Source organism: Amycolatopsis circi (assembly GCF_003385235.1).
Taxonomy (GTDB): Bacteria; Actinomycetota; Actinomycetes; order Mycobacteriales; family Pseudonocardiaceae; genus Amycolatopsis; species Amycolatopsis circi.
Genome location: NZ_PQIA01000002.1, coordinates 63,719 through 90,299, shown reverse-complemented (window position 1 = coordinate 90,299; position 26,581 = coordinate 63,719). Strand labels below are relative to the sequence as shown.

Genomic DNA, 26,581 nt, shown 5'->3' with positions numbered 1-26,581 from the left:
TCTTTTCCTTCCAGCGAAAAACTCAAGCAGTAACGGCGGCGGGAGACACGAAGCGATAGCCGAGCCCCTCGATGCCTTCGACTACCTTCTGAAGGTCGCCGATGCCAAGAAACGGGTGATAGTAGAAGCTGACGACGCTATCGGTCACCACGCGATGGGTTTTCGCGTCGGCCAGGATGTCGTCAGCAGTGCGCGCGGCGTGCTGGTTGAATTTGGCCGGAGCCACGTTGCCGACGTTCTCCGGCACCACGACAGTCCCGTAGACGTCGCGGACCGGATACGGGAAGAACTGGCCGTATACCTCGCGATAGGACACGTCGGTCAGTCCACATTGGCCGCCGTCGCACTGCCCGGCGTAGTAGCTGCCCCGGTCGTACCGCATCGGGAAGATCCGCCCGGCCTCCTGGTAGTCCACTGCGGAACCGCCGTAATGCGGGAACTCGAACGCGTCCGGCCGCGGCAGGCCGACCCGGTCGAACTCGGCGAGCCCGGTCGCGATACGGCTGCGGAACCACTCCGGCGAATCCTCCGGCACCGGACCGCTGAGCCGCACATTGTCCTTGTGATCGACGGTCGCCCGGTAGAACTCGTAGTCCGCGGCACTGGTTCCCGAGTACGGGTTGTCCGTCTCGCCGTATTGATGACTGTAGCCGTGCATCACCAAGTTTCCGCCACGCGCGACCGCATCGCGCAGAGCCGCAACGAGTTCCGGACTGTCCACCAAGCGCGCGTAGGTCGGCTTGCCGCCGTTCGCTTCCCCGCGCGGATCCGCGTAATACGGGTACACCGCCAGCGAGAACGGCACACCGCGGCCGCTGAGGTAGTCGGTGATCGCCCGAACTTCAGCGGGCGGCGTACGCGGGCCGATGTCCTCGATCCGCACGAGAGCACGTCGACGTTCCGGAGCGTCCGGTGCGAGCACGCCGAGCAGAATGTCCGCAGCCGCCAGATAGCGATCACTCGCACCCACGTAGGAATACGGCACTTCGGCAAGGTAGGTGAAAGATCCACTGTGGACTGCCCACGGCGATGTCACACCCTCCTCGGATTTCGCCTGCGCCAGCACCTTCGCCTTCGGTGAGGTCACCCGCACTCTCACGACATCGACCCCCGCGTTCGGATCGCGTCGCAGGTCAGTGTCCCGATAGGACACCGTCGTGACCTTGTCCTCCCGGAACGGAGCCCACGTCCAACCCCATTTTCCGGCCAGCGTCGGCGCGTGGTCGAACAACTGCCAGATATTGCTGCCGATCCACACCACCGGCAGCCGAGTCCGGCTCACGTCGTCCAGCAACGCGGAAGGAAGCTGCGCGTCGTAAACCGTGCCGACGTAGACGACCGCCTGGTACTCGTTCAGCTGGCCGCGCTGGTAGTCGGCGGCGGGCAGCATTCGCCAAGCGGTGGAACGGGAAACCAGGTTCGCCGTCTGGATCGCGTTGGCTTGTGCCTCCTCGGCGACCTGCGTCGCAGGAGGACTCGGCCGCAACCGCCGCCCGTCATCGAAGAGCACTAAAGTGCGCCGGTCGTCACGTCCGCCAGGACCGGCCAGGCCAATTTTCGGTTGCCGCAGAGCCGGTTCCATCGGAGCGGCGGCCTCCGATCCAGAACTGTCGTCCGAGACCACCACGACGATCCCGCCCACCAAGCTGACGACCGCGACGACAATGATCCCGAGCCGCAACCATGCCGGGAACCGTTGGTTCACTGCACAACCTCAGCGAACTCCGGTACGAACGACTCCGGCGCTTCGGCGGTCAGACCGAGCAGCCAGGCCACCGCTTGCTCGGTGCGTTCCGCGGCCCGGCCGTCGCCGAACGGATTGGTGCGCGCGTTCATCGCGGCCCGCTGCGCCGGGTCGGACAACAGCCGCGACACGGTCTCCACGATCAGATCGGCGTCCGTGCCGACGAGCATCGCACAACCGGCGTTGACGGCTTCCATCCGTTCCGTCGTGTCCCGCAGCACCAGCACCGGCACCTTGAAAGTCGGCGCTTCTTCTTGAATACCACCGGAATCGGACAGCACGAGTGAACTCGCCGCGATCGCCGCCGCGGTCTGTTCATAAGGCAGCGCCGGAGTAAGCACTACGCGCGGGTGCCCGGCGAGCGCCGAAGTGACCGCCTCCTGCACCGCCGGGTTCGGGTGCATTGGCAGCAACACGCGAACGTCCGGATGACGCGCGAGCAGAGTGTCCACAGCGGACAAAATGCGGGTCAGCGGCGCGCCCCAGGACTCTCGGCGGTGCGCAGTCACCAGAACCAACCGGCACTCGCCCCGCGTCGCCGACTCGACTACGTCGGCGACCGCACTGTCGGCAAAGGACACTCCCCGATCAGTCACCCGGGAAATCGCGTCGACGACAGTGTTTCCGGTGACCAGCAAGACGCTGTCGTCGACACTTTCGGCACGCAGGTTCTCCGCGGCCGTCGGCGTCGGGGCCAGGTGCAGACTCGCGGCTTGGGTGACCAGCCGCCGGTTCAGCTCCTCCGGGAAGGGCGACTGCAGGTCGAACGAGCGCAGCCCGGCTTCCAGATGCACGACGGGAATCCTGCGCCAGAACGCGACCAGCGCACCGGCCACAGTGGACGTCGTATCACCCTGCACGAGCACCGCCGCGGGCGGGCGCTGCGCGGCGAGCGCATCGAGGCCGGTGACGAGCTGCGAGAACAACTCCGGCTGACCGCCGTCGACCCGGTTCAGGGCGAGCCGCAGATCCGGGGTCAGCGAGAACGCCGCGAGCACTTGGTCGACCAGTTCCGGATGCTGCCCGGTCGCGACGAGCACCGGCTCCAGCCGTCCGGACCGGCGCATCTCCTGCACGACCGGCGCCATTTTGATCGCCTCCGGCCGGGTTCCGGCAATCAGCCAGACCACCGGTGCGTCACCCCGGGTCATCACGGAACTCCATTTCGGCGAGAGCGGACGCGACCCGGGAAAAGTCCCTGGATCGCGCCGACCACGCTAACTACGGCATCCGGAATCAACCTCACCCTCGCGGGTAAAACTCACCGTCAGTAGTCGCCGTCACAAGCCGTCAGGAAGACACCAAATGGCCTTGCACCACGGTTTTAAGCCGCCGCTTACTTGCTCAACCCTGGATGCACCAGGCATGCCAAGCACGCTCAGTAATCACGCTGGATCGGTTAAGTCACCAGACTCGGAAAAGGGCACCCGAAACCTCGGATGCCTTTTTTCCATTACCCGGTCAAACCGACGGTATGGCCGTCCGCGATCCTGCTCACATAGTGGTCCAGACCACCAGGTCAATGCTTCCCCGGAACGTATTCGCCGGGCACCATCCGCGTGGTGACCGCGAACCGGTTCCACGCGTTGATCACCGTGATCGTCGCGATCAGCTGAGCCAGCTCAGCCTCCTCGAAGTGCTCGGCGGCGCGGGCGAAGACGTCGTCGGGCACGAAGCCGTCGGTGAGCACGGTGACCGCTTCGGTCAGCTCCAGCGCGGCGACCTCCTTCGCCGTGTAGAAGTGCTTCGACTCCTGCCACGCGGAGAGCTGGATGACGCGCTCGGTCGTTTCGCCGGCCGCCAGCGCGTCCTTCGAGTGCATGTCGATGCAGAAGGCACAGTGGTTGAGCTGCGACGCCCGGATCAGCACCAGCTGTCGCAGGGTCGGGTCGAAGCCGTGGCGGGTCGCGGCGTCGAGACGGATCATCGCCTTGTAGGCCTCGGGGGCCAGCTCCGCCAGGTTGAGACGGGGCGGTTGCACCGGAAGTCGTTCTGTCGTGGTCATGGTTTCGACCCTACGAGCGATTGGCACTCTGTTATGGTCCATTTCCGTGCGCGCAGAGTGGGCCAGTTCGCTGAGTGAAGACCTCCACCTCGACCTGCGCGGGCCTCGCCTGCGCGACGGCCTGATGGAGGCCCTGCGCGACGCCATCCGCACCGGCCGCCTCGCTCCAGGCGCGAAACTGCCGTCCAGCCGGACGCTCGGCGCGGATCTCGGAATCGCCAGGAACACCGTGGCGCAAGCGTATGCGGAACTCGTCGCCGAGGGGTGGCTCACCGCTCGGCAGGGCTCCGCAACTCGGGTTGCCCCGCGCGCCGAAATCACGCCCGCGCCGACCGTGCCGAAGCCCGCGCCACGACACCCGATCGTGCACGACCTACGCCCCGGTCAGCCGGACCTGTCCGCGTTCCCTCGCGCAGACTGGCTGAAAGCCGCACGGCGCGCACTGGCCGACGCGCCCGACGACGCGTTCGGCTACGGCGGTCCCTACGGCCGCCCAGAGCTACGCGAAGCCGTCGCCGCGTACCTCGCCCGTACGCGCGGCGTACGCGCGCACCCGGACCAGATCATGATCTCCACGGGTACGTCGCACAGTCTCATCGTGCTCGCCGAAGTACTGAAGCAGCGCGAGACTCCGGCGGTCGCCGTGGAGTCGTACGGCCTGCAGGTGCACCGCGCGCATCTCGCCAAGGTCGGCCTGGCCACGCCGCAACTGCCGGTGGACGCGGACGGCGCGATGGTCGAGCACCTCAACGACCTGCCTGGTGTCGGCGCGGTACTGCTGACGCCGTCGCACCAGTTCCCCACCGGTGTCGCGCTGCATCCGGACCGCCGCGCCGCGGTGGTGGACTGGGCGCGCCGGACCGGCGGCCTGGTGCTGGAAGACGACTACGACGGCGAGTTCCGCTACGACCGCAGCCCGGTCGGCGCGATGCAGGGACTCGACCCGGAACACGTGATTTACCTTGGCACCACAAGCAAAGCTCTCGCTCCCGGCCTGCGCCTGGGCTGGATGGTGCTGCCGCCGCGGATCGCCAGGATTGCCGCCGGGATCAAGGGCGAGCGCGACCCGTTCTCCGGCGTGCTCGACCAGCTCACGATGGCCGAGTTCATCACTTCGGGCAGCTACGACCGGCACATCCGCGCGATGCGCCTGCACTACCGCCGCCGACGCGACCAACTCGTCGCGGCGCTGGCCGAGCACGCGCCGAACACGCGGGTGACCGGGCTGTCGGCCGGATTGCAGGTGCTCGTGGACGTCCCGTCCGGCGAGGAAACCGCAGTGGTGCAAGGGTCCGCGTGGCAGGGGCTGGCCATGCACGGAATCGGCGCGTTCCGGCACCCCGAGGCGCCCGCGGACCGCGACGCGCTGGTGATCGGCTTCAGCACGCCGTCGGCGAGCGCGTGGTCGGGCGCACTGGCCGCGTTGTGCCGGGTGCTGCCGTAGCCGGTCACTCGACGCCGAGCATGACCTCGGTCGACTTCACCAGCGCGGTCACCGGCTTGCCGACCTCGAGTTCGAGGTCCTCGGCGGCGTCCTTGGTGATCGAGGCGACGACGGACTGCCCGCCGTCGAGCTGAACCGTGACCACGGTCATGACCGCACCGGGCTGGATCGCGGAAACGGTGCCGGCGAGCTGGTTGCGAGTGGACAGACGCATGGCTGGGACCCCTTCGAAACCGAACAGAACACGGCCACGGTAAAGGGAAATCTCCGCGTTCGCTGCCGTGTGCCGCGGCGGGCGGGAGCAGGTGCGGACGCAGTCACTCCGCCGTGCCCGCAGGTGCTGCTCGCGAACTAAGCCCGGCGCCGATTCCGCGTTTTCCCAGGTTTGCCGCGCCGCGGAGCGGGTAGCCGAGTCGCGAGGCACCAGAAGGGAGGACCCGTCATGAACGACAAAGCCGAGAACAAGGCCGAAGAACTTAAGGGCCGCGCAAAGGAAGCCGTCGGCAACGCCACCGACAACGAGCAGTGGCAGGCCGAAGGCAAGGCCGAGCAGGGCAAGGGCAACCTGAAGCAGGCTGCCGAGAAGGTGAAGGACGCGTTCAAGAGCAACAAGGACTGACCGGACGCACGTCGCCGAGAAGCCCGGGGCACCCGCCCCGGGCTTCTTCTTTGCCGCCGAACTTGCGTGTCACGCAGAGTTTGCGCGCCGCGCAAGTTCTGGGCTATAGTGATGCCATGACCGAGCGCCCGAACCTGCGAGACCGCCGCCGCCAAGAGACCCGGGTCGACATCTCCTGGGCGGCAGTCCGGCTCACGGTCGAGCACGGTCTGTCGAACGTGACAATCGAGGACATCGCCCGCGAAGCGGGAGTTTCCCCCCGCACCGTCAACAACTACTTCTCCAGCAAAGCCGAAGCGATCGTCGCGCGGCACCAGGACCGAGCACGCGGGATCGCTGATCACCTCCGCGCGCGCCCGGCGACGGAGCCGCTGTGGACCGCGCTGCGCGAAGCCACTCTGCGGCAACTCAACGCCGATCGCGTCACCACTCCGGGCAGTGCACCGGGCGCACCGGATCCACAATGGACAGCCGGGGTCCGGGTCATGATCGCGGAACCCGCGCTGGCGGGCGAATTCCTCAAAGCCAACGTCGCGGCCGAAGAAGCACTGGCCGAAGCGATCGCGGAACGCCTCGGCGCGGACGTCCACGACCTCCGCGTCCAGCTCATCGCCACCACCGCGGGCGGCGTGCTGCGCGCAGTCATCCAGGAATGGCTGCGCGCCTCCCCGCCCGCGGATCTGTCCGACATCGTGCACCAGGCGTTCGACACCCTCGCCGAGGTGCTTCCCTGATCCCGCAAGGAGATCCCCATGTCCGCCGTCGTCATCGCGGGCGCCGGGCCGAACGGCCTGATGCTTGCCTCCGAACTCTGCCTTGCCGGAGTCCGCCCCCTCGTCCTGGAGCGGCTCGCCGAGCCCAAAGGGATCCGCCGCGCCAACGGTCTCGTCGGCCAGGTCGTTCCGCTGCTGCACCGCCGTGGGCTGTACGAGAAACTCACCGGTGCCCCTGAACCCGCTCCGGCTCCTCGGTTCGTCTTCGGCGCGTTCCCGATCGAATTCGCCGACCTGCCCAGAAACCCGATGTACCTGCTGCCGAAGCCGCAGCACGAGATCGAGCAGATCCTCTCCGCGCACGCCGGTTCGCTCGGCGCCGAAATCCGCCGCGGCCACGAGATCACCGGCTTCACGCAGAACGAGAACTCGGTGACCGTGCAGGTGCAGGGTCCGGACGGGCCCTACGAGATCGCCGCCGACTACCTGGTCGGTGCGGACGGCGGCCGCAGCACCGTACGCAAGCTCGCCGGGATCGACTTCCCCGGCGTCAGCTGGGACGAAACGGTGGCCCGCAGCGCGAACGTCCGGATTCCGCAATCCTTCGTCGATCCCGCGACCGGCGGGTTGAAGCTGGAAACCGGCGTCATCCCGCCGTTCCAGCACCACCGGACGGAAACCGGATTGTTCGTGTTCGCGCCGTTCGACCCGGCGAACCCGGTACTGTCGACCAACGAACACGGCGGAGCCGCCGATTACGCCGAGGACGATCCGCTGACCATGGCCGAATTGCGCGCCAGCGTGCAGCGGGTGCTCGGCGTCGACCTGCCGCTCGAACCGCCGTCCGGTCCCGGCCCGTTCCTGCTGCGCAGGCTGACCGGCGGCAACACCCGGATCGCCGAAACCTATCGGCGGGGCCGAGTGCTGCTGGTCGGCGACGCCGCCCACGTGCATTCCGCGCTCGGCGGGCCCGGGCTGAACCTCGGCCTGCAGGACGCGGCGAATCTCGCGTGGAAACTGGCCGCGGAACTGCGGGGCTGGGCTCCGCCGGGGCTGCTCGACAGCTACGAAGCCGAACGCCGCCCGGTGAGCGAGCGCGTCGTGATGCACTCCCAGGCGCAGAGCGCGCTCGTCGCGCCCGGGCCGGAAGTCACCGCGCTGCGCGAATTCTTCGCCGAACTGCTGGCTTCTCCGGATGCGCGGCAGCACATCGCCGACCTGATGTCCGGCGCGGACATCCACTACGGCACCGACCCGGACAGCGGCCGCTGGGCTCCCGACCTGCCGCTCGCCGACCCGGAACCGCTGACCGCCGCGTACCAGGCCGCGCGCCCGGTGCTGCTCGATCTGACGCCCGACGCCGTGCTCGCCGACGCAGCGGCGCCATGGCACGAACGCGTCACCACCGTGTCCACCACGAGCACGGGCGACGGACCAACCGCCCTGCTCATCCGACCGGATGGTTACGTCGCCTGGTCCTCCACCGACGCCGAACCGGACATCGAAGCGCTCCAAGCCGCTCTTACGCAGTGGTTCGGCGCACCGGTCAGGTCAGCCGTGTCGTCGCCACGTTGACGAGCGCCCCGGCCGGCAGCGTGCCGTCCGGGGCCACCAGCGACCGGGACGCCACCTTGAACGCGGTCCGCAGCCCCATCAGCTGCGTCTCGTCGAGGGCGTCGACCTGGTAATACGTGTCGTGGCAGGTCTGCCAGACCGAATCCGGCGTGCCGGACAGGTCCACCAGCAGCTGGCGCCATTCGACCGGCGCGAATCCGGCCGGGCCGAGCAGCGCGTCCAGGCCTTCGCGGGTGCGGCTGCGCGGGTCGCCGGAGGTCGGGATCTGGCGGTCTTCGGCGACCACCGCGAAGAGCGGCCGGGCGACCTTCAGGAACACCTCGAGGGCGTCGGTCCCGCCGCCGCCCACACCGATCACGAAGGTCCCGCCGGGCCGCAGCACGCGGGCGGTCTCGGCGATCACCTTCTCGACGTCGGACATCAGCATCAACGCCATGTGCGACACGACCGTGTCGTAGCTGTCGTCCTCGAACGGCAGCTCCTGCGCACGGCCTGGCCGCAGGTCCGCGTCGGCGAGCCCGGCCCGGCCGCGGGCGACGTCCAGCTGCTTGGCGGAAAGGTCGATGCCAGCAAGCCTTCCGGTACCGCGACTGGCGAGCACGGCCAGCAACGCGCCGTCCCCGCAGCCGAGGTCGAGCACGCTGCCCGGCCGGCCCACGTGGTCGGCGAACGCCTCGTACACCGAGCGTCCGTCGACGCGGCCCCGCTCGGCCAGTTCGGACGCAGCTGCCGGGTTCCGGTCGTGAAAATCGCGCAGGAACTCTTCGGCGGGCGTCATCATGCCCGTGACGGTAGCGCGAACGGTCACTCCAGCAGCTCGGTTTTGGCCAGGTTGACGCTGAGCCCGGCCGGAAGCCGTCCGTCCGCGGTGCGCAGCTGCGCGGTTTCGGCGAGGAAGGCCGAGCGCAGCCGGGCCAGCTGTGCGTCGTCGAGAGTGTCCGTCGAGTAATACGATTCACAGCACAAGGTCCACACCTCGTCCGGCGCGGCGGTCAGGTCGATCTCGTACGGCTCCCAGGAAACCGGCGCGAATCCGGCCGGAGCGAGCACCTCGTCGATGCCCTCGCGATTCGACGTGCGCCGCTCGGCGGTGTACGTCGCCCGTCGTTCCTCCGGCACCTCCCGGAACAACGGCCGGGCCAATTCCAGGAACACCGGAGTCGCACCGGTCGATTCGGGACCGCCGACAACCACCGCGAACGCCCCACGCGGAGTCAGCACCCTCGCTGCCTCGGCGGCGACTTCCTCGGGGTCGTCCATGAGCATGAACGCCATATGCGACACGACCGCGTCGAAGCTGTCGTCCTCGAACGGCAGTTCCTGCGCACGCCCGTGCCGCAGCTCCGCCCCGGCCAGCTCGGACCGTTGCCGAGCAAGGGCGAGCTGCCCCGAAGAAAGGTCAACACCAGCGAGCTTTTCCGCGCCGCCACGAGCGAAAACGGCCAGCAGCGCGCCGTCGCCGCAGCCGAGATCGAGCACCCGGCGCGCGGGCGCGACGCGATCGGCCAGCACCTCGTAACTCGTACGGCCGTCCCCGGTCACCCGACCGGATTCGATCAGCACGGACATCGCGTCCGGTTTGCGATCGTGGTACTCGCGCAGGTAATTCTCCGCGGCAGAGGTCATGCCCCGAAGGTAGCGAATTCCTGGTACCCCTGTGGACATGGACGAAGAGGCTCTGCTCGGCATCGACGTCGGCACGACCGCGGTGAAAGTCGCCGCGTTCGCACCGGACGGCCGGGAACTCGCGGCGCATTCGGTGCCCTGCCCGATCGCGCGGCCGCGTCCCGGATGGGCCGAACAGGATCCGGAAGACTGGTGGCACGCAATGGAAACCGCGCTGCACACCGTCCTTTCCGGACTTCCCGCCGGTTCGGTGCGCGCGGCCGGGATCGTCAGCCAGGTCAACACCCATCTCCTCGTCGGCGAAGACCTGCGGCCGCTCGCTCCGGCAGTGATCTGGCAGGACCAGCGCTGCGCGAAGATCGCCGCGGAACTCGACGCGCGCTTCACCGACGACGAGAAAAAACGCATCTGGGGCGGGCCGATCGTGCTCGATGCGTCGTTCGCCGGCGCAAGAGCCGCTTGGTTCGCGCGCGAACAACCGGAACTGTGGTCCCGCGCGCGGTGGATGATGAGCCCCAAGGACTTCATCGGGGCCCGGCTCACCGGACGGGTCGCGACCGACCTGCTGTCCGGCGTGCGCATCGCGGGCGCTTCCGGCTATTTGCCCGAAGCGGTCGCACTCGCGGACGGACTCGGCGACCGCTTGCCGGAACTGCTCGCTCCGGAGAACCCCCTCGGCCACGCTGCCGTGCTGGGCGACGCTCCGGTCGTCGTGGGAACCATGGACGCGTTCGGCGCCGTTTTCGGTACCCGCACAACAGAACCGGGCCGCGCGATGGTCATCTGCGGGACCTCGCTGGTAGTCGCAGCCGCTTCGCATCGAAGCGAATCGGTCCGGGGCCTGGTCACTTTCCCACCACGCGGCGACCTCGTCGTGCACGCCGGCCCCACTCAAGCCGCCGGCGACGCAGTGCGCTGGTGGAGCCAAGCGTCCGGGCTGTCACTGCCGGAAGTGTTCGCTTCCGCCGCGAAAGGCAAGCCCGGCGTGGTGTTCCTGCCGCATCTGCAAGGCGAACGCGCGCCGCTCTGGGACCCGGACCTGCGCGGCAGTTTCCTCGGCCTGACCTCCTCCACAAGCACCGCAGACCTGTCGCGAGCCGTGCTCACCGGAGTCGCCTTTTCCGCACGGCACGTGCTGGAAACCGTCGAGGAAGCCTGCGGCGAGCCCCTCCCTTCAGTGACGTTCTCCGGTGGTGGCGCACGCAGCGACCTCTGGACCCAGCTCCACGCCGATGTCCTGTCCCGTCCCGTCGAGCGCCTCCGCGTGCACGACAGCGCCGCACTCGGTGCCGCCCTGCTAGGCGCAGTCGGCGCGGGCCAGTACCCGGACGTCGAAACCGCCGCCGCCTCGACCGTCGCCGTGGAGCGAACCTTCACGCCCGAGACGAACCTGACCGGCCTGTACGAGGCGTATCGCGCGGCGCACGAAGGGCTCGCAAGAGTGCACGAACGGCTGGCGCGATGGTGATCTAATGGCCGCATGGAAACCCTCCGCTACGGCAGCGAGCCCAGCCAGTTCGTCGAACTCCACGGGACCCCGGGCGGGCGGGGAACCGCGATCCTGCTGCACGGCGGCTGGTGGCGCGCCCGGCACGACCTGCACCAGATGGACCCGATGGCGGCCGACCTCGTCGCCGCGGGCTGGTACGTGGCGAACCTGGAATACCGGCGCATCGACGGCGACACCGGCGGCTGGCCGCAAACCCTGGACGACGTGCTGTCCGCGATCGCCGAGACAGAGCGCCCGGCCGCGCTGCCGACCGTCGCGATCGGACACTCGGCGGGCGGACACCTGGCCTTGCTGGCCGGCGGCGGACTCTCCGGCGTCGTCGCGCTGGCCCCGATCACCGACGTCCCCCGCGCGCGAGCCGAGGAACTGGGCGAAGGCGCCGCCGGGCTGTTCCTGACCGGCGACGACCCCGCCGCCTCACCAATCCGGCAACTGCCGATCGGCTGCCCGCAACTGGTCGTCCAAGGCGACGCCGACGTTCGGGTCCCGGTGGCGCACAGCCGCGACTACGTGGCCGCGGCAAAGACGGCTGGCGACGACGTGGACTACGTCGAACTGCCTGGCGTCGACCACTTCCGCCTGATCGACCCGGCCGACGAGCCATGGCAGGTGGCCCGCGACTGGCTCGACCGACGGTTCAGCTGACGCCCGAGCCCCGGCGTCGGCCGCTCTCGGCCGATGGTTCAGCTGACGTCCGCCTCGACAAACCGATGCCCGGCCGTGTTCTCGATGACGACCGCCGCCACCTGCGCCGGATCGACGACCGCCGTGCCGTAGAGGTACGCACCGTCCCGCGCCGCCCGCTCCGACACCATCCAACCGCCCGCGACCTGGCGCTGGCCGTCCTTGCTCAGGACCACGAGCAGGCATTTCTGCCCAGCCGGAATGCCCGTCACGGAGCCGTCCACGCGCACCCACCCGGTTTCCGGCACGATGCTCGCGGTAAGCCGGGTCTGCCCGCTGGCGTCCGCACCGGACACCACCTTCGTGCCGGGAACCGCACTGGTCGTCGGCGGCGGCGCAGTCGGCACCGCCACCGCTGGCCCGGACCCGCTGTGCCCCACCAGCACCCCGACGCCCAACGCGGCCGCGGCCACCACGGCCGCCGCGACGACCGCCATCGACCGTCCCCGCCCGGTCTGCGCACGCGACTCCGCCCGGACCCGGTCCACGGTCCGCTGCATCATCAGGTCCGCGCCCAGCGGCGGCCCCTCCAGCAACGCCTCCGGCGGCAGCTCGCCGAGGAAACTCTGCACCTCGCGCAGAGACGCGGCCTCCGCCCGGCACCGCTCGCAGCCGTCCAGATGCGTCTCGACGTCGTGCTGCTCGCCCGAGGCGAGCTGACCGGACAGGTATCCCGCCAGGTCGACGTGTTCGTCGGCAGTGTTCATCCGGCCACTCCTTCCGCTCGCCGGAACTCTTCCCGCAACGCCCGCAACCCGTAATACGAGCGGGACTTGACCGTGCCCGGAGGAATCCCGAGCCGCTCAGCCGCCTCGGCGACGCTGCGCCCCTGCAGATACATCTGCTCGAGCACCTCGCGATGCTCCGGGGAAAGCCCGTCCAGCGCGGCGAGCACCACCATCGAGTCGACGACCTGATCGGCATGATCCCGCTCGACCGGCCCGCCCGCCGGCGACTCGGCCACCTCCTGCGGCCGCGCCTCCTTCGCCCGGAAGCGGTCGATCACAAGGTTCCGCACCACGGTGAGCAACCAGCCGCGCACGGACCCGCGCCCGTTGACCAGACTGTCCGGACTGCGCCACGCGCGGACGAGCGCCTCCTGCACCACATCCTCCGCCGCCGCGCGATCGCCGAGCAGCCGGGTGGCGTAGGCGAGCATCGCCCGCCCATGCTCCTCGAAAAGCGCGCGGACCAGCGCCTCGTCCGCAACCGCCCGCCGATGACGAGCCCTGAACCCGGCCATGCCCCGATCATCCTCCCGATCGAGACCGATTGTCCCGCACCGGTGCGGTGTTGCCGCTTGCCCGGTCCTGGCCCGTTCCCGGTGCTGCGTGCCTTCGTGGCTATTCCGTGCTAGGCGCGGCTTCGCTTCCGGCACCTCTACCCTGCCCCCGCTGCCGCCCGATCGATGCAGCTTCCAGTCCAATGCTCCCGCGCGCTGGGCACCGCTCCGCGCTCTTTTTGCTGCCCGATCGATGCAGCCTCCCGCCCGCTGCTCCTTTCGCGCTGAGTGCCGCTTCGCGCGCTCACTCCCGCCCGATCGATGCGGCCCTCCCACCCGGTGCTCCTTCCCAATGCCAGGGACTTAAGGCGGCGCTGCGGGTGTGACTTGAGGTGTGCTTGTCCTGGTCGCGGAGGGGTTGGCGAGGCCGGTGCGGGGTGTGCTGTCCGTGAGGGGAACCCTGAGGGACTCTGAGTCCCTCAGGGTTCCCCTCACGGACCTAAGAAAACAGCCATGCGGCCATCAATCGGGCATTTCGGCGATTCTGGCGTCCTTTACGGTCGGCCATCGGGCCGTGGTCACGCGGCTGAAGTCCCTGGCATTGGTGCGCCTTCCGCACTGGGTGGCGCATCTCGCCGAGCGCGCCTCCCATGCCGCTTTCCTATCGCCGCTCTTTCGCGATGGGTGCTGCTCCCCTGCCTCGGCTCGCGCCGCTTTCCCGATCGGTGCTGCTCCCCGGCCTGCCACCGCGCCTCGTCCGGCACTCCTTCCGCGGCGGGTGCCGCTTCCCCGATCGATACCCGCCCACCAGCGTGGTTCCGCCGACACGATCGGGGAACGCGCCGCCTGCGAGCCCCGGACCTGGGCTAAGTTCGAAATTGATCCAGCCGGAAGGCTTGCTCACCAGGTCGGCGCACGCCGGTGCCGTGCACTGGGATCACCGTCCCGGCCGCCCGACCGCCCTGGAGCCGCCGGGAGCGCTGCGCACACCGCCCTCCCGGCGGCTCCGGGGCACCTTGGGCCGTTTCGCACCCTGCCGGACTTCCGAGGGACAGTCGGGGCGCAGGCAGTGACGGCAGCGACGTCCAGGCAGCTTCCGCTGCTTTCTTGGACGCGGAGCGTGCCGGGCCGTTTGGCTTGCGCCGCCGGTGTCAACCGTGGCAACTCTTGCCGCGGCCAGCCACCGCACTCCCCCAGACGCAGCCGCCCGCCATCGCGCGAAATCTCCGACTCGAGAAGGCGCGAGCAGCCCCCACATGTCCGTCGAAATGGCACCCGCCTCGAAAGCACGTCGATCGAGTATCAAGATCCGCCGCTCGCCACAGGCACTGCGGCGCGAGCGCGGATCCGGGCTACGGAGCCGATCGCTTCCGACCTTGCCGTTCAAACATCTGGCCCGCCCCAGACAGTCCACAAAGGACTCAAGCGGCGGCGACTCCGAGATCCGTCAGCACCACCGGGCTCGCCGGTGCTCCGCGACGGTGCGCGATTCTCACCAGGCCCCTGCGGCGCAGGCGGTCCATCGCCTCCGTCTCCCACAGCGGGACCCGTCCGCCGACCGACCACAGGTAGCATGCCGCGGCCCCGACGAATCCGTTGTGGACCACCACCAGCCCGCGCCGTACGTCGTCCAGTGCGTGTACGTCCTCCTCGACGAGCACCATGACCGGCTCCCTCCGTCCCCTTCATGGTGAGACGTCCGGAGCCCCTGGCACATCCGGGAATCCACCTCAGGGGTCCCTGGAGAAATGGGGTCGCCCTCGCCTCGCCGACCTGGCAGGATCGGGCCTTGTGCGGCCGCCGACGATTGCGTGCGACGAATCCGGCTCCGAGGGCGTGAATCTGATCGGCGCGAACACCGCGGTATTCGCGCACGCCGCGGTTCGGCTGGAACCCGCGGCGGCAGCTGAATGTGTTGCGCGGCTGCGGGAACTCATTGGTTCGCCCGCGCTCGAGTACAAAGCCAATCATCTCCTGCGCGCCAAGAACCGCGCTGCGCTGGAGTGGCTGCTCACCGAACCCCTCGCCGACGCGGCCAGCGTGTTGCTCGTGGACAAGGCGCTGTTCCTCGCGGGCAAAATCGTCGACCTGCTGGTCGACCGGACCCCGTACCCGGAATGTCTGCGGCATCGTCCGGATCCTCGCGCCCGGGCCCTGCACCGAGACGGTCCGCGCGTCCACGGCTCCCAGCGCTGGACCGAATTTCTGCGCTCCTTCACCGGACTCTTGCGTACCTCGAACCGCCGCCTACCCGCGACTACTCCCGAAGAATTCTTCGCCCAGTCCGACGTCCTCGGCGATTTGGTCTCGGCTCGCCCGCATCTGACGGACCTGCGCGACGAACTTCTCGCCGACCCGGGCCTCGTCCCGCCGCTCGATCCGTTGATGCCCGCCCTCGCCGACACGATCGCGTTCTGGCGACCGGAAGAGGTCATCCACGACGAGCAGCCGTCGCTCACGCCAGCTCGGCTCGCCCAACTGCTCGATCCGGTGCCGCGGTGGCGGTTCGTCGACTCGAGGTCCGAGCCGCGGGTCCAGATCGCCGATTTCCTGGCCGGAGTCGCGCGGCGGCTGACCGAGGAGACCCTGCACGGCGGCGGGGACGCGGAGCTGGTCAAACTGCTGCGGCCGTATGTGCTTCCGGCGTCGGTCTGGATCGGGGACCCGGCGGACTAGCTACGCGCCACACCCAGCAAAGCGGTCACAAGTCCCGCGGGTTGACGACGTGCACCGCGGCTTCCTCGGCCGACGCCGCGCCGCCGTCGATGCCGATGTCCGAGGCGTACAGCTCGTCCTCGGTGTCCGGGCCGAAGCCTGCGTTGGAGGCCACCAGGCGGCCCGCGCGGAAGTCGCCGACCTCGTCGTCGACCAGCTCGCCGTCGGTGTCCTCGGTGTCGCCCAGGCCGTCGCCGTCGGTCGCGCGGATGTCCGGGAGTTCGCGGGCCAGTCGGCCAGCCCAGCTTTCCCCGGCGGCTTCTTCCGCGGCGGTGGTGCCCCAGTCGCGAGTCGCGAGTGGACGTTCCGGCGGCGAATACCCCTCGTCGTACGGGTCGCCGTCCTCCAGGGTGTCCTCCGGATCCAGCACGCCGGTGTCGGCGTTGTCTTCGATGTCGTCGTCCACTGCTCCTCCTTCCCGCGTGCCCAGGCTACTGCCGCCCGCTAGCCTGTGCGCTCACGCCGGGTGGAGGAACGATGACTCAGTGGAGCGGTCCTACGCTGATCGCCGTGTTCGCCGGATTCGGGCTGGCGTTCGTGCTGGTGGTGCCGTACGTGGCGATCAGCTATCGCAAACGCGGCGAACTCGGCCTGCTGCGCGCGATCGCCGCGCCGGCGTTCCTCGTGTACTGCTTCGCGCTGGTCACCTACACGCTGCTGCCGCTGCCGAACGTCGACGCGGCGTACTGCGCGGCGCACGAATCGCTGCGGCATCCGGTGTGGAATCCGCTCCAGTTCCTTGAAGACATGAAGCAGTTCAACACCGGGTTGCTGGACAATCCGGCGTTGCGGCAGGTGTTGTTCAACGTCGCGTTCTTCGTGCCGTGGGGCGTGTTCCTGCGGCGGTTGTTCGGGCGGAGCATCGGATTCGCCATCATCAGCGGGTTCTTCGTGTCGCTCGCCATCGAGACGACCCAGCTGACCGGCGTGTGGTTCCTGATGGAGTGCCCGTACCGGCTGTTCGACACCGGCGATCTGCTGTCCAACACCGTTGGCGCGGGGGTCGGCGCGCTTCTCGCACCTGTGCTGCGTCGTTCCGGACGGCTGCGCCCGGCCGACGAACCGCGTCCGGTCCTCGCTCGGCGGCGGCTGCTGGGCATGGTGCTCGATCTGATCTCGGTCACGCTGGTGGGCGTCGTGCTGAGCATGATCGCGCTCGCGGTCCAGTACGTCACGAAGGGCACGCTGCAGAACAACACGCTGATCGACGACGTCCTCGGCCGATGGGTGCCCACCGCGGTTCTGCTGCTGATCGTGCCGCTGGCGGGCAATGGCGCGACGCCTGGTCAGCGTGCGGTCTTGCTGACGGTGGTGCGCGCGGACGGGCGGCCGCCGTCGGTGCTGCAGACGATCGTCCGGTTCCTGATCGGCTCGGGCGGTTACTTCATCCTGGTCGGCTTGGATTCCGGGTGGACGTCGCTGTGGCTGCTGATGCACCTGGTGTTCATGGTTTTCACCAAGGGACATCGGGGGCTGACTGGGCTGGTGTGCCGGTTGTCCGTCGTCGACACGCGGGCGGCGGTTCGGGAGCCGGTTGCCCCGCCAGGGTGATGTCGTTTTTTCGCGAGGTTTCGTGCGCGCGGCGGGGCAGACTGGTCGGCGTGTACGAGGAGACCGAACGCTGTGTCCGCGCGGTGCAGTCGAAGGACGACCGCTTCGACGGGTGGTTTTTCACCGCGGTGCTGACCACGCGGATCTACTGCCGGCCGAGTTGTCCGGTGGTGCCGCCCAAGGTCGAGAACATGCGCTTCTACCCGAGCGCGGCCGCCGCGCAAGCCGCCGGATTCCGTGCCTGCAAACGCTGTCGGCCAGACGCGTCGCCCGGTTCGCCCCTGTGGAACGAGCGCGCCGACGTCGTGGCGCGCGCGATGCGCCTGATCGGCGACGGGGTCGTCGACCGGGAAGGCGTGCAGGGACTTGCCGCGCGACTCGGGTACAGCGTGCGGCAGATCGAACGCCAGGTGCAGGCCGAACTCGGCGCGGGCCCGCTCGCACTCGCCCGGGCCCAGCGTGCCGAGACCGCTCGGTTGCTGATCGAAACGACCGCGATGCCGATGAGCGATATCGCGCACGCGGCGGGGTTCTCCAGCATCCGGACGTTCAACGAAACCGTGCGGGCCGTTTTCGCGCTGACGCCGAGCGAACTGCGCTCCCGCATGCGCGGCGGCAAGCGGGCCAAGTCGCCGGGCGTGCTGTCGCTGCGGCTCCCGTTCCGTCGGCCGTTGTGCCCGGACAACCTGTTCGGGCACCTGATCGCCACCGCGGTCCCCGGCGTCGAGGAATGGCGCGACGGCGCTTACCGCCGCACCCTGCGACTGCCGCACGGCCACGGCGTGGTGTCGCTCCGTCCGGAGCCGGACCACGTCGCGTGCCGCCTGAGCCTTACCGACCTGCGCGACCTGGCCGCCGCGATCAGCCGTTGCCGCTGGCTCCTGGACCTGGACGCCGACCCGGTGGCAGTCGACGAGCAACTCGCCGCGGATCCGACCCTCGCTCCCCTGGTCGCCGCAGCTCCGGGCAGGCGGGTCCCGCGCACGACCGACTCAGCCGAGTTCGCCGTGCGAGCCGTTCTCGGCCAGCAGGTCTCGACCGCGGCCGCCCGTACTCACGCAGCACGGCTGGTCCTGGCGCACGGCACCCCGGTCGAGGATCGGGAAGGCGGCCTGACGCACCTGTTCCCGTCGCCCGAGGCACTGGCGGAACTGGACCCGGAAACGCTCGCGATGCCGAAGTCCCGCCGCGCGACCTTGCTGGGTCTCGTGTCGGCCCTGGTCTCCGGCGACGTCGACCTGACCGCGGGCGGCGATTGGGTCCACGCCCGCGCGCAACTGGGCGCGCTGCCGGGTTTCGGCCCGTGGACGATCGAGAGCATCGCCATGCGCGCCCTCGGCGATCCGGACGCCTTCGTCGCGACCGATTTGGGCGTGAAGATCGCTGCCGAAACCCTAGGCCTGCCAACGAGTCCAGCCGCGTTGACCGCCCACGCCGGCCGGTGGCAGCCGTGGCGCGCATACGCGGTCCAGCACCTCTGGGCGACCGGCGACCACCCGATCAACCGGATTCCCGCGGTGTCGGCATGATCGTGGTGCACACCGTCATCGACAGTCCCGAAGGCCCGCTGACCCTCATGGCCCGCGACGGCGGCCTGGCCGGCCTGTACATCGGCGACGAGCAGTACCGCCCGCCACGCGCCGCTTTCGGCGACCGGGACGACCGCCCGTTCGTCGCGGCGACACGTCAGCTGAACGAATACTTCGCTGGCGACCGGGTCGAGTTCGACCTTCCGTTAGCTTTCAGTGGCACTCCTTTCCAAGAGACGGTGTGGCGGGCGCTCCTTCAGGTCCCGTACGGCGAAACGACGACCTACCGAGAGCTGGCCGAGTCGATCGGGCGCCCGACGGCGTCCCGCGCGGTCGGCCTCGCGAACGGCCGGAACCCCATCGGCATCGTGGTGCCGTGCCACCGGGTGCTGGGCAGCGACGGATCGCTGACCGGCTACGCGGCTGGGGTGGAGTGCAAGCGAAGGTTGCTGGATTTGGAACGGAGCAGGCGGTTGGTGGTCGGGTGAGTCCGGGTTGAGTGGTCGGCGCGGCGCGGAAGAGCATGCCTGGTGAGGCTGCTCAAGTCACGGGGTGTCTCGTCCGGTTGGCCGTGTCATGACAACTGTGTAAGCCGCGGATGGACCAAGATCGGATCGCTCGATGCGATCCAGAAAGGCTCCATCTGTGACTGAGAACACATCTGCTCAGGCCGGGGGTTCCGAGGCCGGCGAGGCCCTGGCCGGAGCGCTGTCGCCGGAGAGGCTTGACGCGTTGGTGAAAGACGCGTATGCGAATGGCGGCGCGTTGGGCGCGCAGGAATTGCTGAACCGGATGACCAAGGCAGTGCTGGAGCGGTCGCTGGAAGCCGAGATGACACATCATCTCGGCTACGAGAAAGGCGACCCCGCCGGCAACGGGAGCGGCAATTCGCGCAACGGCCGGTCGACGAAAACGGTGTCCACGACGAACGGCCCGGTTGAGGTATCGGTTCCACGTGACCGGAACGGGTCGTTCGAGCCCGCGATCGTGCCGAAACGGGCTCGGCGGCTCGGCAATATCGACGAAGCGATCCTGTCGCTGTATTCACGCGGCATGACCACCCGCGACATCGAGTCCCATCTGCACGAAGTCTATGGCGTGAACGCGTCGCGGGAACTGATCTCCAACGTGACCGAAGTGGTCACCGACGAGATCGCCCTGTGGCAATCCCGCCCCCTGGACGAAATGTGTCCGATTCTTTATGTCGACGGGCTGCGGCTGCGGGTCAAGGACAAGGGCGTCGTCACCACCAAGGTCGGCTACCTGGCCGTCGGCGTCGACGTCGAGGGCCGCAAACACGCCCTCGGGCTCTGGATCGCCGACACCGAGGCGGCGAAGTTCTGGGCCAAGGTCGTCGCCGACCTGCGCAACCGAGGCGTGAAGGACATCCTGATCGCCTGCTGTGACGGGCTGACCGGCCTCCCGGACGCGATCCGCTCGGCATTTCCCGACACGGTGGTCCAAACCTGCGTCGTACACGTGATCCGCAACGCCATGCGGTTCATTTCCTACGGCGACCGCAAAAAAGTCGCCGCCGGAATGCGTGAAATCTACACCGCGCCCACCGTTGAAGCCGCCGAAATCGCACTCAAGAACTTCGACAAAGAATTCGGCACGCAATACCCTGCCGCCGTCCAGGTGTGGCGACACGCCTGGAACGATTTCACGCCATTTCTCGACTATCCGCCCGAGCTTCGCCGGGTCGTCTACACCACAAACCTGATCGAGAACATCAACTTTCAACTCAGGAAACTCACCAAGAACCGCGGGCATTTCGACAGCGACACTGCGGCAATGAAGCTTCTCTACCTCGGACTCCGAAACATCACCAGCCACCGAGGCGGACCATCGGGAACAGGAACCTCAGGCTGGAAACAAGCACTCAACACCCTCGTCACCCTCTTCCCCAACCGCATACCACTCCACTAGAATAAAGAAGAAAGCATCCGTGGCTTACACGGAAATCATGACAGGGCCGTCCGGTTTGGCACCCGCGTGCCTTCGCCCGCCGCGCCGCCTCGCGACGGGGCTAGTCGCCGACTGCCTCGGCGGAAATGCTCACCTCACCCCCGGCTCGCTTCGGCTGATCAGTCCCGATTCGTGCTTCGCCGCAGCCCAAAACAGGCCCCAGGCAACGATCCGCCAGCTTGGAGCCGCCCAGCTCAGCCCCAAGCGGTTCCCGCCCAAACAAGCCGTGACCGGGGCTCAGCTGAACCAGCCGTTCACCGTTCCGAAGTCCAGCGCACCGGTCACCTCCCCATAAGTCCCCTGCTTCAGCACCTCAGCCGCCGCGTGGTGGGCCAGGGAGTAAGCCGCCTGGGCGATCGACGTTCCCACGCTCACCCTGCGCACTCCGGCCGCTGCCAGGTCCGACACTGGGGGCGCACCTGGTCCGGCCATGGCGCTCACCGGGATCGGCGAGGACTTTGCCAGTTCCGCCAACACCTCGACGTCGACCAGGCCTGGAACGAAGATGCTGTCCGCCCCGGCTTCGGCGTAAACGCGGGCTCGGGTCAGCACGTCGTCGAAGCGGCCAGCGGGCTCGCCGATTCCGAACAGGTACACGTCCGTTCGGGCGTTGATCCACAACTCCGAGAGGCCAGCCGTCGCGGCGGCGGCGCGGGCTGCGGTGAAGCGTTCTGCCTGTTCGTCTGGGGTGAAGAGGGTCAGAGTTCCGGCTCGGGAGTCTTCCAGGTTCACGCCGACCGCCCCTGCCTCGACTACGCCGGTCACGGTTTCCGCGACGGCGGAAGGGGCTAGGCCGTACCCGCCTTCGACGTCGGCCGTCACCGGGACCTCTACGGCTGCGGCGATTTGCGCGACGACCGACAGCATTTCCGCACGAGAGAGGTGCTGGCCGTCGCCTCGGGCGAGCGCCCAGGAGACGCCGCCGCTGGTCGTGGCGATCGCTGGGGCGCCCGCGCGTTCGATGGCGACCGCACTGCCCGCGTCCCAGGCGTTCGGCAGCACGAGGACGTCCGCCGCGTGCAGTTCGCGGAAGAGTTTTGCCTTGTCTTGCAACGAGTTCACGAGGTTCCTCCCCAGTGGCAGGCCCCGGGCGGGCCAACTGCGGAGGAACGTATCAGCGGGCACCGACAAAAAACGGTGCCGAAGAAGTCAGGGGAGGTCGAAGCCCAGTTCGCGGGCGGCGACGGCGGGAGTCGGCTGGGTCCAGCGGCGGGCGACGGCCTCGTGGGTCGACAGCGAGCGCAGTTCGGCTCGGTCCAGGTACAGGATCCCGTGCAGGTGATCGGTCTCGTGCTGGACGATTCGTGCTGGCCAGCCGGACAATTCCTCGTCCAGCGCCGCACCCGTTTCGTCGCTGCCGCGAAGGCGGATCCGCAGGGCTCGCGCGACGACGGCCTGCCAACCGTGCACGCTGAGGCAGCCCTCGAAGAACGCGGCGGTTTCGTCGCCCACTCGGGTGTATGTGGGGTTTACCAGCACGCGGAACGGCAGCGGGACGATCCCACGCGTGGCAAGGGTGGCGACCCCCGGGCGTTCGCGTGCACCGTCTTCGACGACCGCGATCCGGACCGGCAGGCCGATCTGCGGCGCGGCGAGACCGACGCCCGGCGCGGCGTGCATGGTCTCCTTCATGCCCTCGATCAGCGCGGACAGCATGTCGTCGCTCAGTTCGCCCTCGTACGGGCGGGCCGCGGCGCGCAGCACGGGGTCGCCTGCCTGCACGATCGGCCACGGCAACGGCTGGGCGAGCAGTTTCTCGACCTGTTCGGCGAGCACCGGCGAACCCCTCTCCAAGGGCAACGGGACAGCGGCATGATCGCACCCGCGCGGAGCACGACACTCGCCCGGGGATCAGGCAAGCTGGCAGCCGTGGCCTACGACGTGAACGCGATCCGCAAGCACTTCCCCGCGCTCGAGAGCGGCGCTGCCCACTTCGACGGACCTGGCGGTTCCCAGGTACCGGATGTGGTCGGCGAAGCAGTGTCCTCGACCCTCTGCGCCGCTATCGCGAACCGCGGCACTGTCACCGCGGCGGAGCGACGCGCGGACGGTGTCGTGCGCGAAGCCCGCCAAGCCGTCGCTGACTTGCTCGGTGCCCGCCCGGAAGGCGTCGTGTTCGGTCGCAGCATGACCCAGGTGACCTACGACTTCTCCCGCACGCTCGCGAAGAGCTGGGGTCCGGGCGACGAGGTCGTGGTCACCCGGCTGGACCACGACGCCAATGTCCGGCCGTGGGTCCAGGCTGCCGAAGCACGCGGCGCGACTGTCCGCTGGGCGGACTTCGATCCGGAGACCGGCGAGTTGCCGACGTCAGCTATCACAGAGCTGCTCACTGACCGGACACGGCTGGTCGCGGTCACTGCGGCGTCGAACCTGCTCGGCACTCGTCCGCATATCCCGGCGATTACCGACGCGGTACGCGAAGCAGGCGCGCTGAGCTACGTGGACGGCGTGCATCTGACCCCGCACTCGCCGGTCGACATCGCCTCTCTGGGCGCTGACTTCTATGCCTGCTCGCCGTACAAGTTCCTCGGCCCGCACCTTGGTCTTCTCGCCGCCGCACCAGACCTCCTGGAGACCCTGCAGCCGGACAAGCTGCTGCCGTCGAGCAACGCGGTTCCTGAGCGCTTCGAGCTGGGCACGTTGCCGTACGAACTGCTCGCGGGCACTACTGCGGCTATCGACTTCCTCGCTGGGCTCGTGCCGAGCGACGGCAGCCGTCGCGAACGTTTGCGTACGTCGCTTACGGCGCTTGAAGCGCACGAAGACGCACTGCTGCAGCGGTTGGACAACGGTCTCGCTGCGCTGCCGCGCGTTGTGCGCTACGGCTCGCCGACGCGCCGTCGTACGCCGACAGTGTTGTTCTCGGTCACCAGCCTGACGCCGCAGGCTGTGTACGAGCGTCTCGGCGCACGCGGGATCAACGCGCCCGCTTCGACGTTCTACGCCATCGAGTGCGCACGGCATCTCGGCCTTGGCGACGCTGGTGCCGTACGCGCGGGCATCGCGCCGTACACGACTGCAGCCGAAGTCGATCTGCTGCTCGCTGCTGTTGCGGAGCTGTGAATGAGCATCGAGACGACTGTCGACGGACAGGTCACCACCATCACCATCAACCGGCCGGAGAAGCGGAACGCGCTCACGAAGGCGATGTACGTCGCCCTCGCTGACGCCTTCGACGCCGTCCGCACGCCTATCGTCGTGCTGCGCGGAGCTGGCGGCGCGTTCACCGCTGGCAACGACCTCGGTGACTTCCTCGCGCACGAAGCCGGAGACCGCACGAAGACGCCCGCGCGGATCTTTCAGGACGCTTTGCTCGCGACGCAGGCAGTGGTAGTCGCATCAGTCGACGGTCCGGCTGTCGGCATCGGCGCGACCCTGCTGTTGCACTGTGACCTCGTCTACGCCACTGAACGCAGCTACCTGCAGTTTCCGTTCGTACCGTTGGGACTGGTGCCGGAGTTCGGCAGCAGTTACGCACTGCCGCGCCTAGTCGGTCGACAGCGTGCGACAGAGCTGCTTCTGTTCGGAGAGCGCCTGCCTGCGGCCGAAGCAGCGCAACTCGGGTTGGTCAACGAAGTGCTCCCTGACGCGACAGCGCTCAGTAAGCGCGTCGAGGAACGCGTCACGACGCTCGCCACCCGGTCGGTGCGCGCCGTGACTGCCACGCGCGCGCTGTTGCACGACCGAACCGACGAGAGCGTCGAAGAGCGGATGGATTCAGAGTCCAAGCACTTCGCCGAACTGCTGCACGACCCGGACACCGTCGCCACGTTGCGCGCGAAGCTCGACAGGCGTTAGCGACGGCGGCGCTTGTCCACTGCGGCGTCGAGAACTGGACCTAGCTCCTCGACAACGGTATCGAGCGCCGTCACCGCACGCTCCACGCGCGCCAGCACTATGGCTCCTTCAAGCGCGCTGATCATCAACACTGCCAATGAAGCAGCGCGCGCCGCCGGTACGCCCATCTGCTCCAGCGCGGACACGATGGGCTTCCGCCACTCAACGAACGCGTCGTTCGCGCGCTCGCGCAGCGGTTCGCTCGACGCCGCCGTGTCGGCGACCGTGGCTACTAGCGGGCAGCCGTAGTCGTAGCCGATCTCAAGGAACTCTGCGCGCCAGTACTCGACTACCGCAGCGAAGAGCGCGGACGGCGTGGGGTCCGCGAGAGAGTCCATGGCGCGAGTCACGCGGCGCGCGGCGTAGCGGCCAGTCCAGTCGATGGCTTCGCCGAACAGCTGTTCCTTACCGCCCGGGAAGTAGTGCTGCAGCGACCCCCGCGGCGCCTCGGCATGCGCTACTACCTCGCGCATTCCGGTGCCGCTCAGGCCTTGCGTACGCAGCAACTGCGCAGCACTGAAGACCATCCGGTCGCGCGCCGGCCGTTCCGTCATCGAGCGTCTCCTCCGTGACTGTCAGCTCGTACTCGTTCTCGCCGCCGTACCCCGGGACGTAGCGGAACCCGCACGCCCGCAGCAATCCTTCCGCGGCGACGTTGCCTTCCTGCACGGTGGCGTGCAGCGTCCAGCCCTGCCACTCCTCCGCGGCCAGCCTGACCAGGCCGCGGCCGATGCCCTGCCGCTGCCACCGGTCGGCGACGAGCAGCCCCAGTTCGACGCGGTGGCCGTCCTCCGGAACCGCGTTCAGCAGCCCGGCAGGGACGCCGGATGCCTCAGCGACGAGAGCGGTGCCGACGAGCAGGAACCGCCGGTACCGGGACAGGACTGCGTCCGGTTCGATCGCACCGCCCAGGGTGAACCGGCGGCTCAGCGATTCCGGCGAGCAGGCGCGGACGAGATCGGCCACGGAACCGGCGGTGGCCGGGCGCACGGCGGTCATGACAGTCGTCATAAAGCGAGGGTCGCACACGGCCGCTGCTATGACAAGCGTCATGGGAGATGTCACGCTGCCGACATGGCGCGCGCGGTTCGTCGGCCCCGGGACCGCCGGGCGGCCACCGGTTTCGGGCAAGGCGAATTCACTTATCGTATCCGCCTTACCCCATCGGCGGTAATTCCACCGATTAATCGGGCACTGACCACGATGCGTGGTCAGCGGGCCTCTTTGGGTGAAAACGGTTCCCGATACCTGCCGGACACTCGTTTCTTCCTTATATTTTCCTGGACGCTCCGGCAGGCGAGCAAAGGAGACACGGCCATGACCCAGTCGCTCGAGGTTCCGACGAAGGAATTCTGTCTCGACTGGACGATGGACGGGGCTAATGGCGGCAGGGTGCACTTCACCCTGTCCGGCCAGGTGAGCCTGTTGGACGGCAAGCGGTTCTACAAGGTCGACGGCGTGCTGTACATCGCGGACGGCAGCGCGTACTGCCGGGAGATCGGGAACCCGCGGCTGCACGTGCGGCGCAACGGCGTCGAGGAGACCGGACGGCAATGGGGCTGGGAAGCGATCAGTTCCCGCAAGAGCGCGAACCGGCTCTGCACAATGGACGGCTATTTCGTGCGCACGGGCTACTGGGCGCCCGCCGATCGCAGCATCCAACTCGGAATCGTCGCCGAACACGGGATCACCCGGCGGCGTTCGCACAGCCCTACCGCGACGATTCGCCTGGTCGACTGAATGGCTCCCGGATATCGGGATTGTCCCTCGGTTTGTGTTCGGCGATGACCCGGATTCGGGTCGGACGGCGGTGCGCGTTTTCCCGACAGCCCGGGC

The 26,581-nt window shown here is 68.5% G+C and carries 28 protein-coding genes; 14 read left to right on the top strand and 14 right to left on the bottom strand.

The window, feature by feature from the left end; genetic code table 11:
• Positions 1–22 precede the first annotated feature (22 nt).
• The 3 genes from D0D37_RS00935 to D0D37_RS00925 all read right to left on the bottom strand — a co-directional run bounded on the left by D0D37_RS00935 (position 23) and on the right by D0D37_RS00925 (position 3,749).
• Entirely contained in the window at positions 23–1,705 is a 1,683-nt protein-coding gene (locus D0D37_RS00935) for a DUF2334 domain-containing protein (RefSeq protein ID WP_167493473.1), read from the bottom strand.
• Positions 1,702–2,895, bottom strand: coding sequence for a non-hydrolyzing UDP-N-acetylglucosamine 2-epimerase (wecB, locus tag D0D37_RS00930; RefSeq protein ID WP_162834021.1), 1,194 nt, complete (start codon positions 2,893–2,895; stop codon positions 1,702–1,704). The genes D0D37_RS00935 and wecB overlap by 4 nt, the downstream gene beginning before the upstream one ends.
• A 368-nt stretch (positions 2,896–3,263) precedes the next feature.
• Entirely contained in the window at positions 3,264–3,749 is a 486-nt protein-coding gene (locus D0D37_RS00925) for a carboxymuconolactone decarboxylase family protein (RefSeq protein ID WP_116198549.1), read from the bottom strand.
• A 46-nt stretch (positions 3,750–3,795) separates the two neighbouring features.
• Between D0D37_RS00925 and pdxR the strand changes: the two genes are divergently transcribed.
• Positions 3,796–5,193 carry a MocR-like pyridoxine biosynthesis transcription factor PdxR gene (pdxR, locus tag D0D37_RS00920; RefSeq protein WP_116198548.1) on the top strand — a complete coding sequence of 466 codons (1,398 nt, stop codon included), beginning with the start codon at positions 3,796–3,798 and terminating at the stop codon, positions 5,191–5,193.
• Positions 5,194–5,197: 4 nt separating this feature from the next.
• On the opposite strand, the gene D0D37_RS00915 is transcribed toward pdxR, so the two are convergent.
• Positions 5,198–5,407, bottom strand: coding sequence for a TOBE domain-containing protein (locus tag D0D37_RS00915; protein ID WP_116198547.1), 210 nt, complete (start codon positions 5,405–5,407; stop codon positions 5,198–5,200).
• 228 nt (positions 5,408–5,635) lie between these two features.
• Between D0D37_RS00915 and D0D37_RS00910 the strand changes: the two genes are divergently transcribed.
• The 3 genes from D0D37_RS00910 to D0D37_RS00900 all read left to right on the top strand — a co-directional run bounded on the left by D0D37_RS00910 (position 5,636) and on the right by D0D37_RS00900 (position 8,100).
• A complete protein-coding gene (locus D0D37_RS00910; protein ID WP_116198546.1) occupies positions 5,636–5,812 on the top strand; it encodes a CsbD family protein in 177 nt (58 codons plus the stop codon).
• Between the two features lie 116 nt (positions 5,813–5,928).
• Positions 5,929–6,546: a TetR/AcrR family transcriptional regulator gene (locus D0D37_RS00905; RefSeq protein WP_116198545.1), complete on the top strand. Its 618-nt coding sequence runs from the start codon at positions 5,929–5,931 to the stop codon at positions 6,544–6,546.
• Between the two features lie 18 nt (positions 6,547–6,564).
• Complete coding sequence (locus D0D37_RS00900; protein WP_116198544.1) at positions 6,565–8,100, top strand: FAD-dependent monooxygenase; 1,536 nt, start codon at positions 6,565–6,567, stop codon at positions 8,098–8,100.
• On the opposite strand, the gene D0D37_RS00895 is transcribed toward D0D37_RS00900, so the two are convergent.
• Both D0D37_RS00895 and D0D37_RS00890 read right to left on the bottom strand, forming a co-directional pair.
• Positions 8,072–8,881, bottom strand: coding sequence for a class I SAM-dependent methyltransferase (locus D0D37_RS00895; protein ID WP_116198566.1), 810 nt, complete (start codon positions 8,879–8,881; stop codon positions 8,072–8,074). The genes D0D37_RS00900 and D0D37_RS00895 overlap by 29 nt on opposite strands.
• A 23-nt stretch (positions 8,882–8,904) precedes the next feature.
• Complete coding sequence (locus D0D37_RS00890) at positions 8,905–9,726, bottom strand: class I SAM-dependent methyltransferase (RefSeq protein WP_116198543.1); 822 nt, start codon at positions 9,724–9,726, stop codon at positions 8,905–8,907.
• 37 nt (positions 9,727–9,763) lie between these two features.
• On the opposite strand from D0D37_RS00890, the gene D0D37_RS00885 reads away from it, so the two are divergent.
• Positions 9,764–11,194 (top strand): xylulokinase, encoded by a 1,431-nt coding sequence (locus D0D37_RS00885; protein ID WP_116198542.1) that lies wholly within the window; start codon positions 9,764–9,766, stop codon positions 11,192–11,194.
• A gap of 12 nt (positions 11,195–11,206) precedes the next feature.
• The gene (locus D0D37_RS00880; protein ID WP_116198541.1) at positions 11,207–11,881 is read left to right on the top strand and encodes an alpha/beta hydrolase family protein; all 675 of its coding nucleotides are present in this window, start codon (positions 11,207–11,209) and stop codon (positions 11,879–11,881) included.
• A gap of 38 nt (positions 11,882–11,919) precedes the next feature.
• Here the strand turns inward: D0D37_RS00880 and D0D37_RS00875 are convergent, their stop codons facing one another.
• From D0D37_RS00875 to D0D37_RS00865, 3 genes are all read right to left on the bottom strand, one after another.
• Entirely contained in the window at positions 11,920–12,627 is a 708-nt protein-coding gene (locus tag D0D37_RS00875) for an anti-sigma factor family protein (RefSeq protein ID WP_116198540.1), read from the bottom strand.
• Positions 12,624–13,163 carry a sigma-70 family RNA polymerase sigma factor gene (locus D0D37_RS00870; protein WP_116198539.1) on the bottom strand — a complete coding sequence of 180 codons (540 nt, stop codon included), beginning with the start codon at positions 13,161–13,163 and terminating at the stop codon, positions 12,624–12,626. Before D0D37_RS00870 ends, D0D37_RS00875 begins: the two co-directional genes overlap by 4 nt.
• Positions 13,164–14,563: 1,400 nt before the next feature.
• On the bottom strand, positions 14,564–14,806 hold the full coding sequence (locus D0D37_RS00865) for a hypothetical protein (protein ID WP_116198538.1): 243 nt from the start codon (positions 14,804–14,806) through the stop codon (positions 14,564–14,566).
• Positions 14,807–14,933: 127 nt separating this feature from the next.
• Between D0D37_RS00865 and D0D37_RS00860 the strand changes: the two genes are divergently transcribed.
• Positions 14,934–15,818 carry a DUF3800 domain-containing protein gene (locus D0D37_RS00860; protein WP_116198537.1) on the top strand — a complete coding sequence of 295 codons (885 nt, stop codon included), beginning with the start codon at positions 14,934–14,936 and terminating at the stop codon, positions 15,816–15,818.
• Positions 15,819–15,843: 25 nt separating this feature from the next.
• On the opposite strand, the gene D0D37_RS00855 is transcribed toward D0D37_RS00860, so the two are convergent.
• Positions 15,844–16,263, bottom strand: a complete 420-nt coding sequence (locus tag D0D37_RS00855; RefSeq protein WP_116198536.1) for a DUF5709 domain-containing protein — start codon at positions 16,261–16,263, stop codon at positions 15,844–15,846.
• Between the two features lie 71 nt (positions 16,264–16,334).
• Here D0D37_RS00855 and D0D37_RS00850 point away from each other — a divergent pair, with 71 nt between their 5' ends.
• The 4 genes from D0D37_RS00850 (at position 16,335) to D0D37_RS00835 (ending at position 20,866) form a co-directional block, all read left to right on the top strand.
• The gene (locus D0D37_RS00850; RefSeq protein ID WP_116198535.1) at positions 16,335–17,408 is read left to right on the top strand and encodes a VanZ family protein; all 1,074 of its coding nucleotides are present in this window, start codon (positions 16,335–16,337) and stop codon (positions 17,406–17,408) included.
• A gap of 50 nt (positions 17,409–17,458) precedes the next feature.
• The gene (locus D0D37_RS00845; protein WP_116198565.1) at positions 17,459–18,937 is read left to right on the top strand and encodes an AlkA N-terminal domain-containing protein; all 1,479 of its coding nucleotides are present in this window, start codon (positions 17,459–17,461) and stop codon (positions 18,935–18,937) included.
• Positions 18,934–19,425, top strand: coding sequence for a methylated-DNA--[protein]-cysteine S-methyltransferase (locus D0D37_RS00840; protein ID WP_116198534.1), 492 nt, complete (start codon positions 18,934–18,936; stop codon positions 19,423–19,425). Before D0D37_RS00845 ends, D0D37_RS00840 begins: the two co-directional genes overlap by 4 nt.
• Before the next feature lie 208 nt (positions 19,426–19,633).
• Positions 19,634–20,866, top strand: a complete 1,233-nt coding sequence (locus D0D37_RS00835) for an IS256 family transposase (RefSeq protein WP_116198564.1) — start codon at positions 19,634–19,636, stop codon at positions 20,864–20,866.
• Positions 20,867–21,142: 276 nt separating this feature from the next.
• On the opposite strand, the gene D0D37_RS00830 is transcribed toward D0D37_RS00835, so the two are convergent.
• Both D0D37_RS00830 and D0D37_RS00825 read right to left on the bottom strand, forming a co-directional pair.
• Complete coding sequence (locus D0D37_RS00830) at positions 21,143–21,967, bottom strand: isocitrate lyase/PEP mutase family protein (RefSeq protein WP_116198533.1); 825 nt, start codon at positions 21,965–21,967, stop codon at positions 21,143–21,145.
• Between the two features lie 87 nt (positions 21,968–22,054).
• On the bottom strand, positions 22,055–22,681 hold the full coding sequence (locus D0D37_RS00825) for a peptide deformylase (RefSeq protein WP_208719733.1): 627 nt from the start codon (positions 22,679–22,681) through the stop codon (positions 22,055–22,057).
• 93 nt (positions 22,682–22,774) lie between these two features.
• Here D0D37_RS00825 and D0D37_RS00820 point away from each other — a divergent pair, with 93 nt between their 5' ends.
• On the top strand, positions 22,775–23,971 hold the full coding sequence (locus tag D0D37_RS00820; protein ID WP_116198563.1) for a cysteine desulfurase-like protein: 1,197 nt from the start codon (positions 22,775–22,777) through the stop codon (positions 23,969–23,971).
• A complete protein-coding gene (locus D0D37_RS00815) occupies positions 23,972–24,706 on the top strand; it encodes an enoyl-CoA hydratase-related protein (RefSeq protein WP_116198531.1) in 735 nt (244 codons plus the stop codon).
• Here D0D37_RS00815 and D0D37_RS00810 read toward each other — a convergent pair.
• Both D0D37_RS00810 and D0D37_RS00805 read right to left on the bottom strand, forming a co-directional pair.
• Positions 24,703–25,218: a TetR/AcrR family transcriptional regulator gene (locus D0D37_RS00810; protein ID WP_244223334.1), complete on the bottom strand. Its 516-nt coding sequence runs from the start codon at positions 25,216–25,218 to the stop codon at positions 24,703–24,705. The two genes, D0D37_RS00815 and D0D37_RS00810, sit on opposite strands and share 4 nt — an antisense overlap.
• A complete protein-coding gene (locus tag D0D37_RS00805) occupies positions 25,151–25,756 on the bottom strand; it encodes a GNAT family N-acetyltransferase (RefSeq protein WP_244223333.1) in 606 nt (201 codons plus the stop codon). The genes D0D37_RS00810 and D0D37_RS00805 overlap by 68 nt, the downstream gene beginning before the upstream one ends.
• A gap of 306 nt (positions 25,757–26,062) precedes the next feature.
• Between D0D37_RS00805 and D0D37_RS00800 the strand changes: the two genes are divergently transcribed.
• On the top strand, positions 26,063–26,485 hold the full coding sequence (locus D0D37_RS00800) for a hypothetical protein (protein ID WP_116198529.1): 423 nt from the start codon (positions 26,063–26,065) through the stop codon (positions 26,483–26,485).
• The last annotated feature ends 96 nt before the right edge of the window (positions 26,486–26,581 follow it).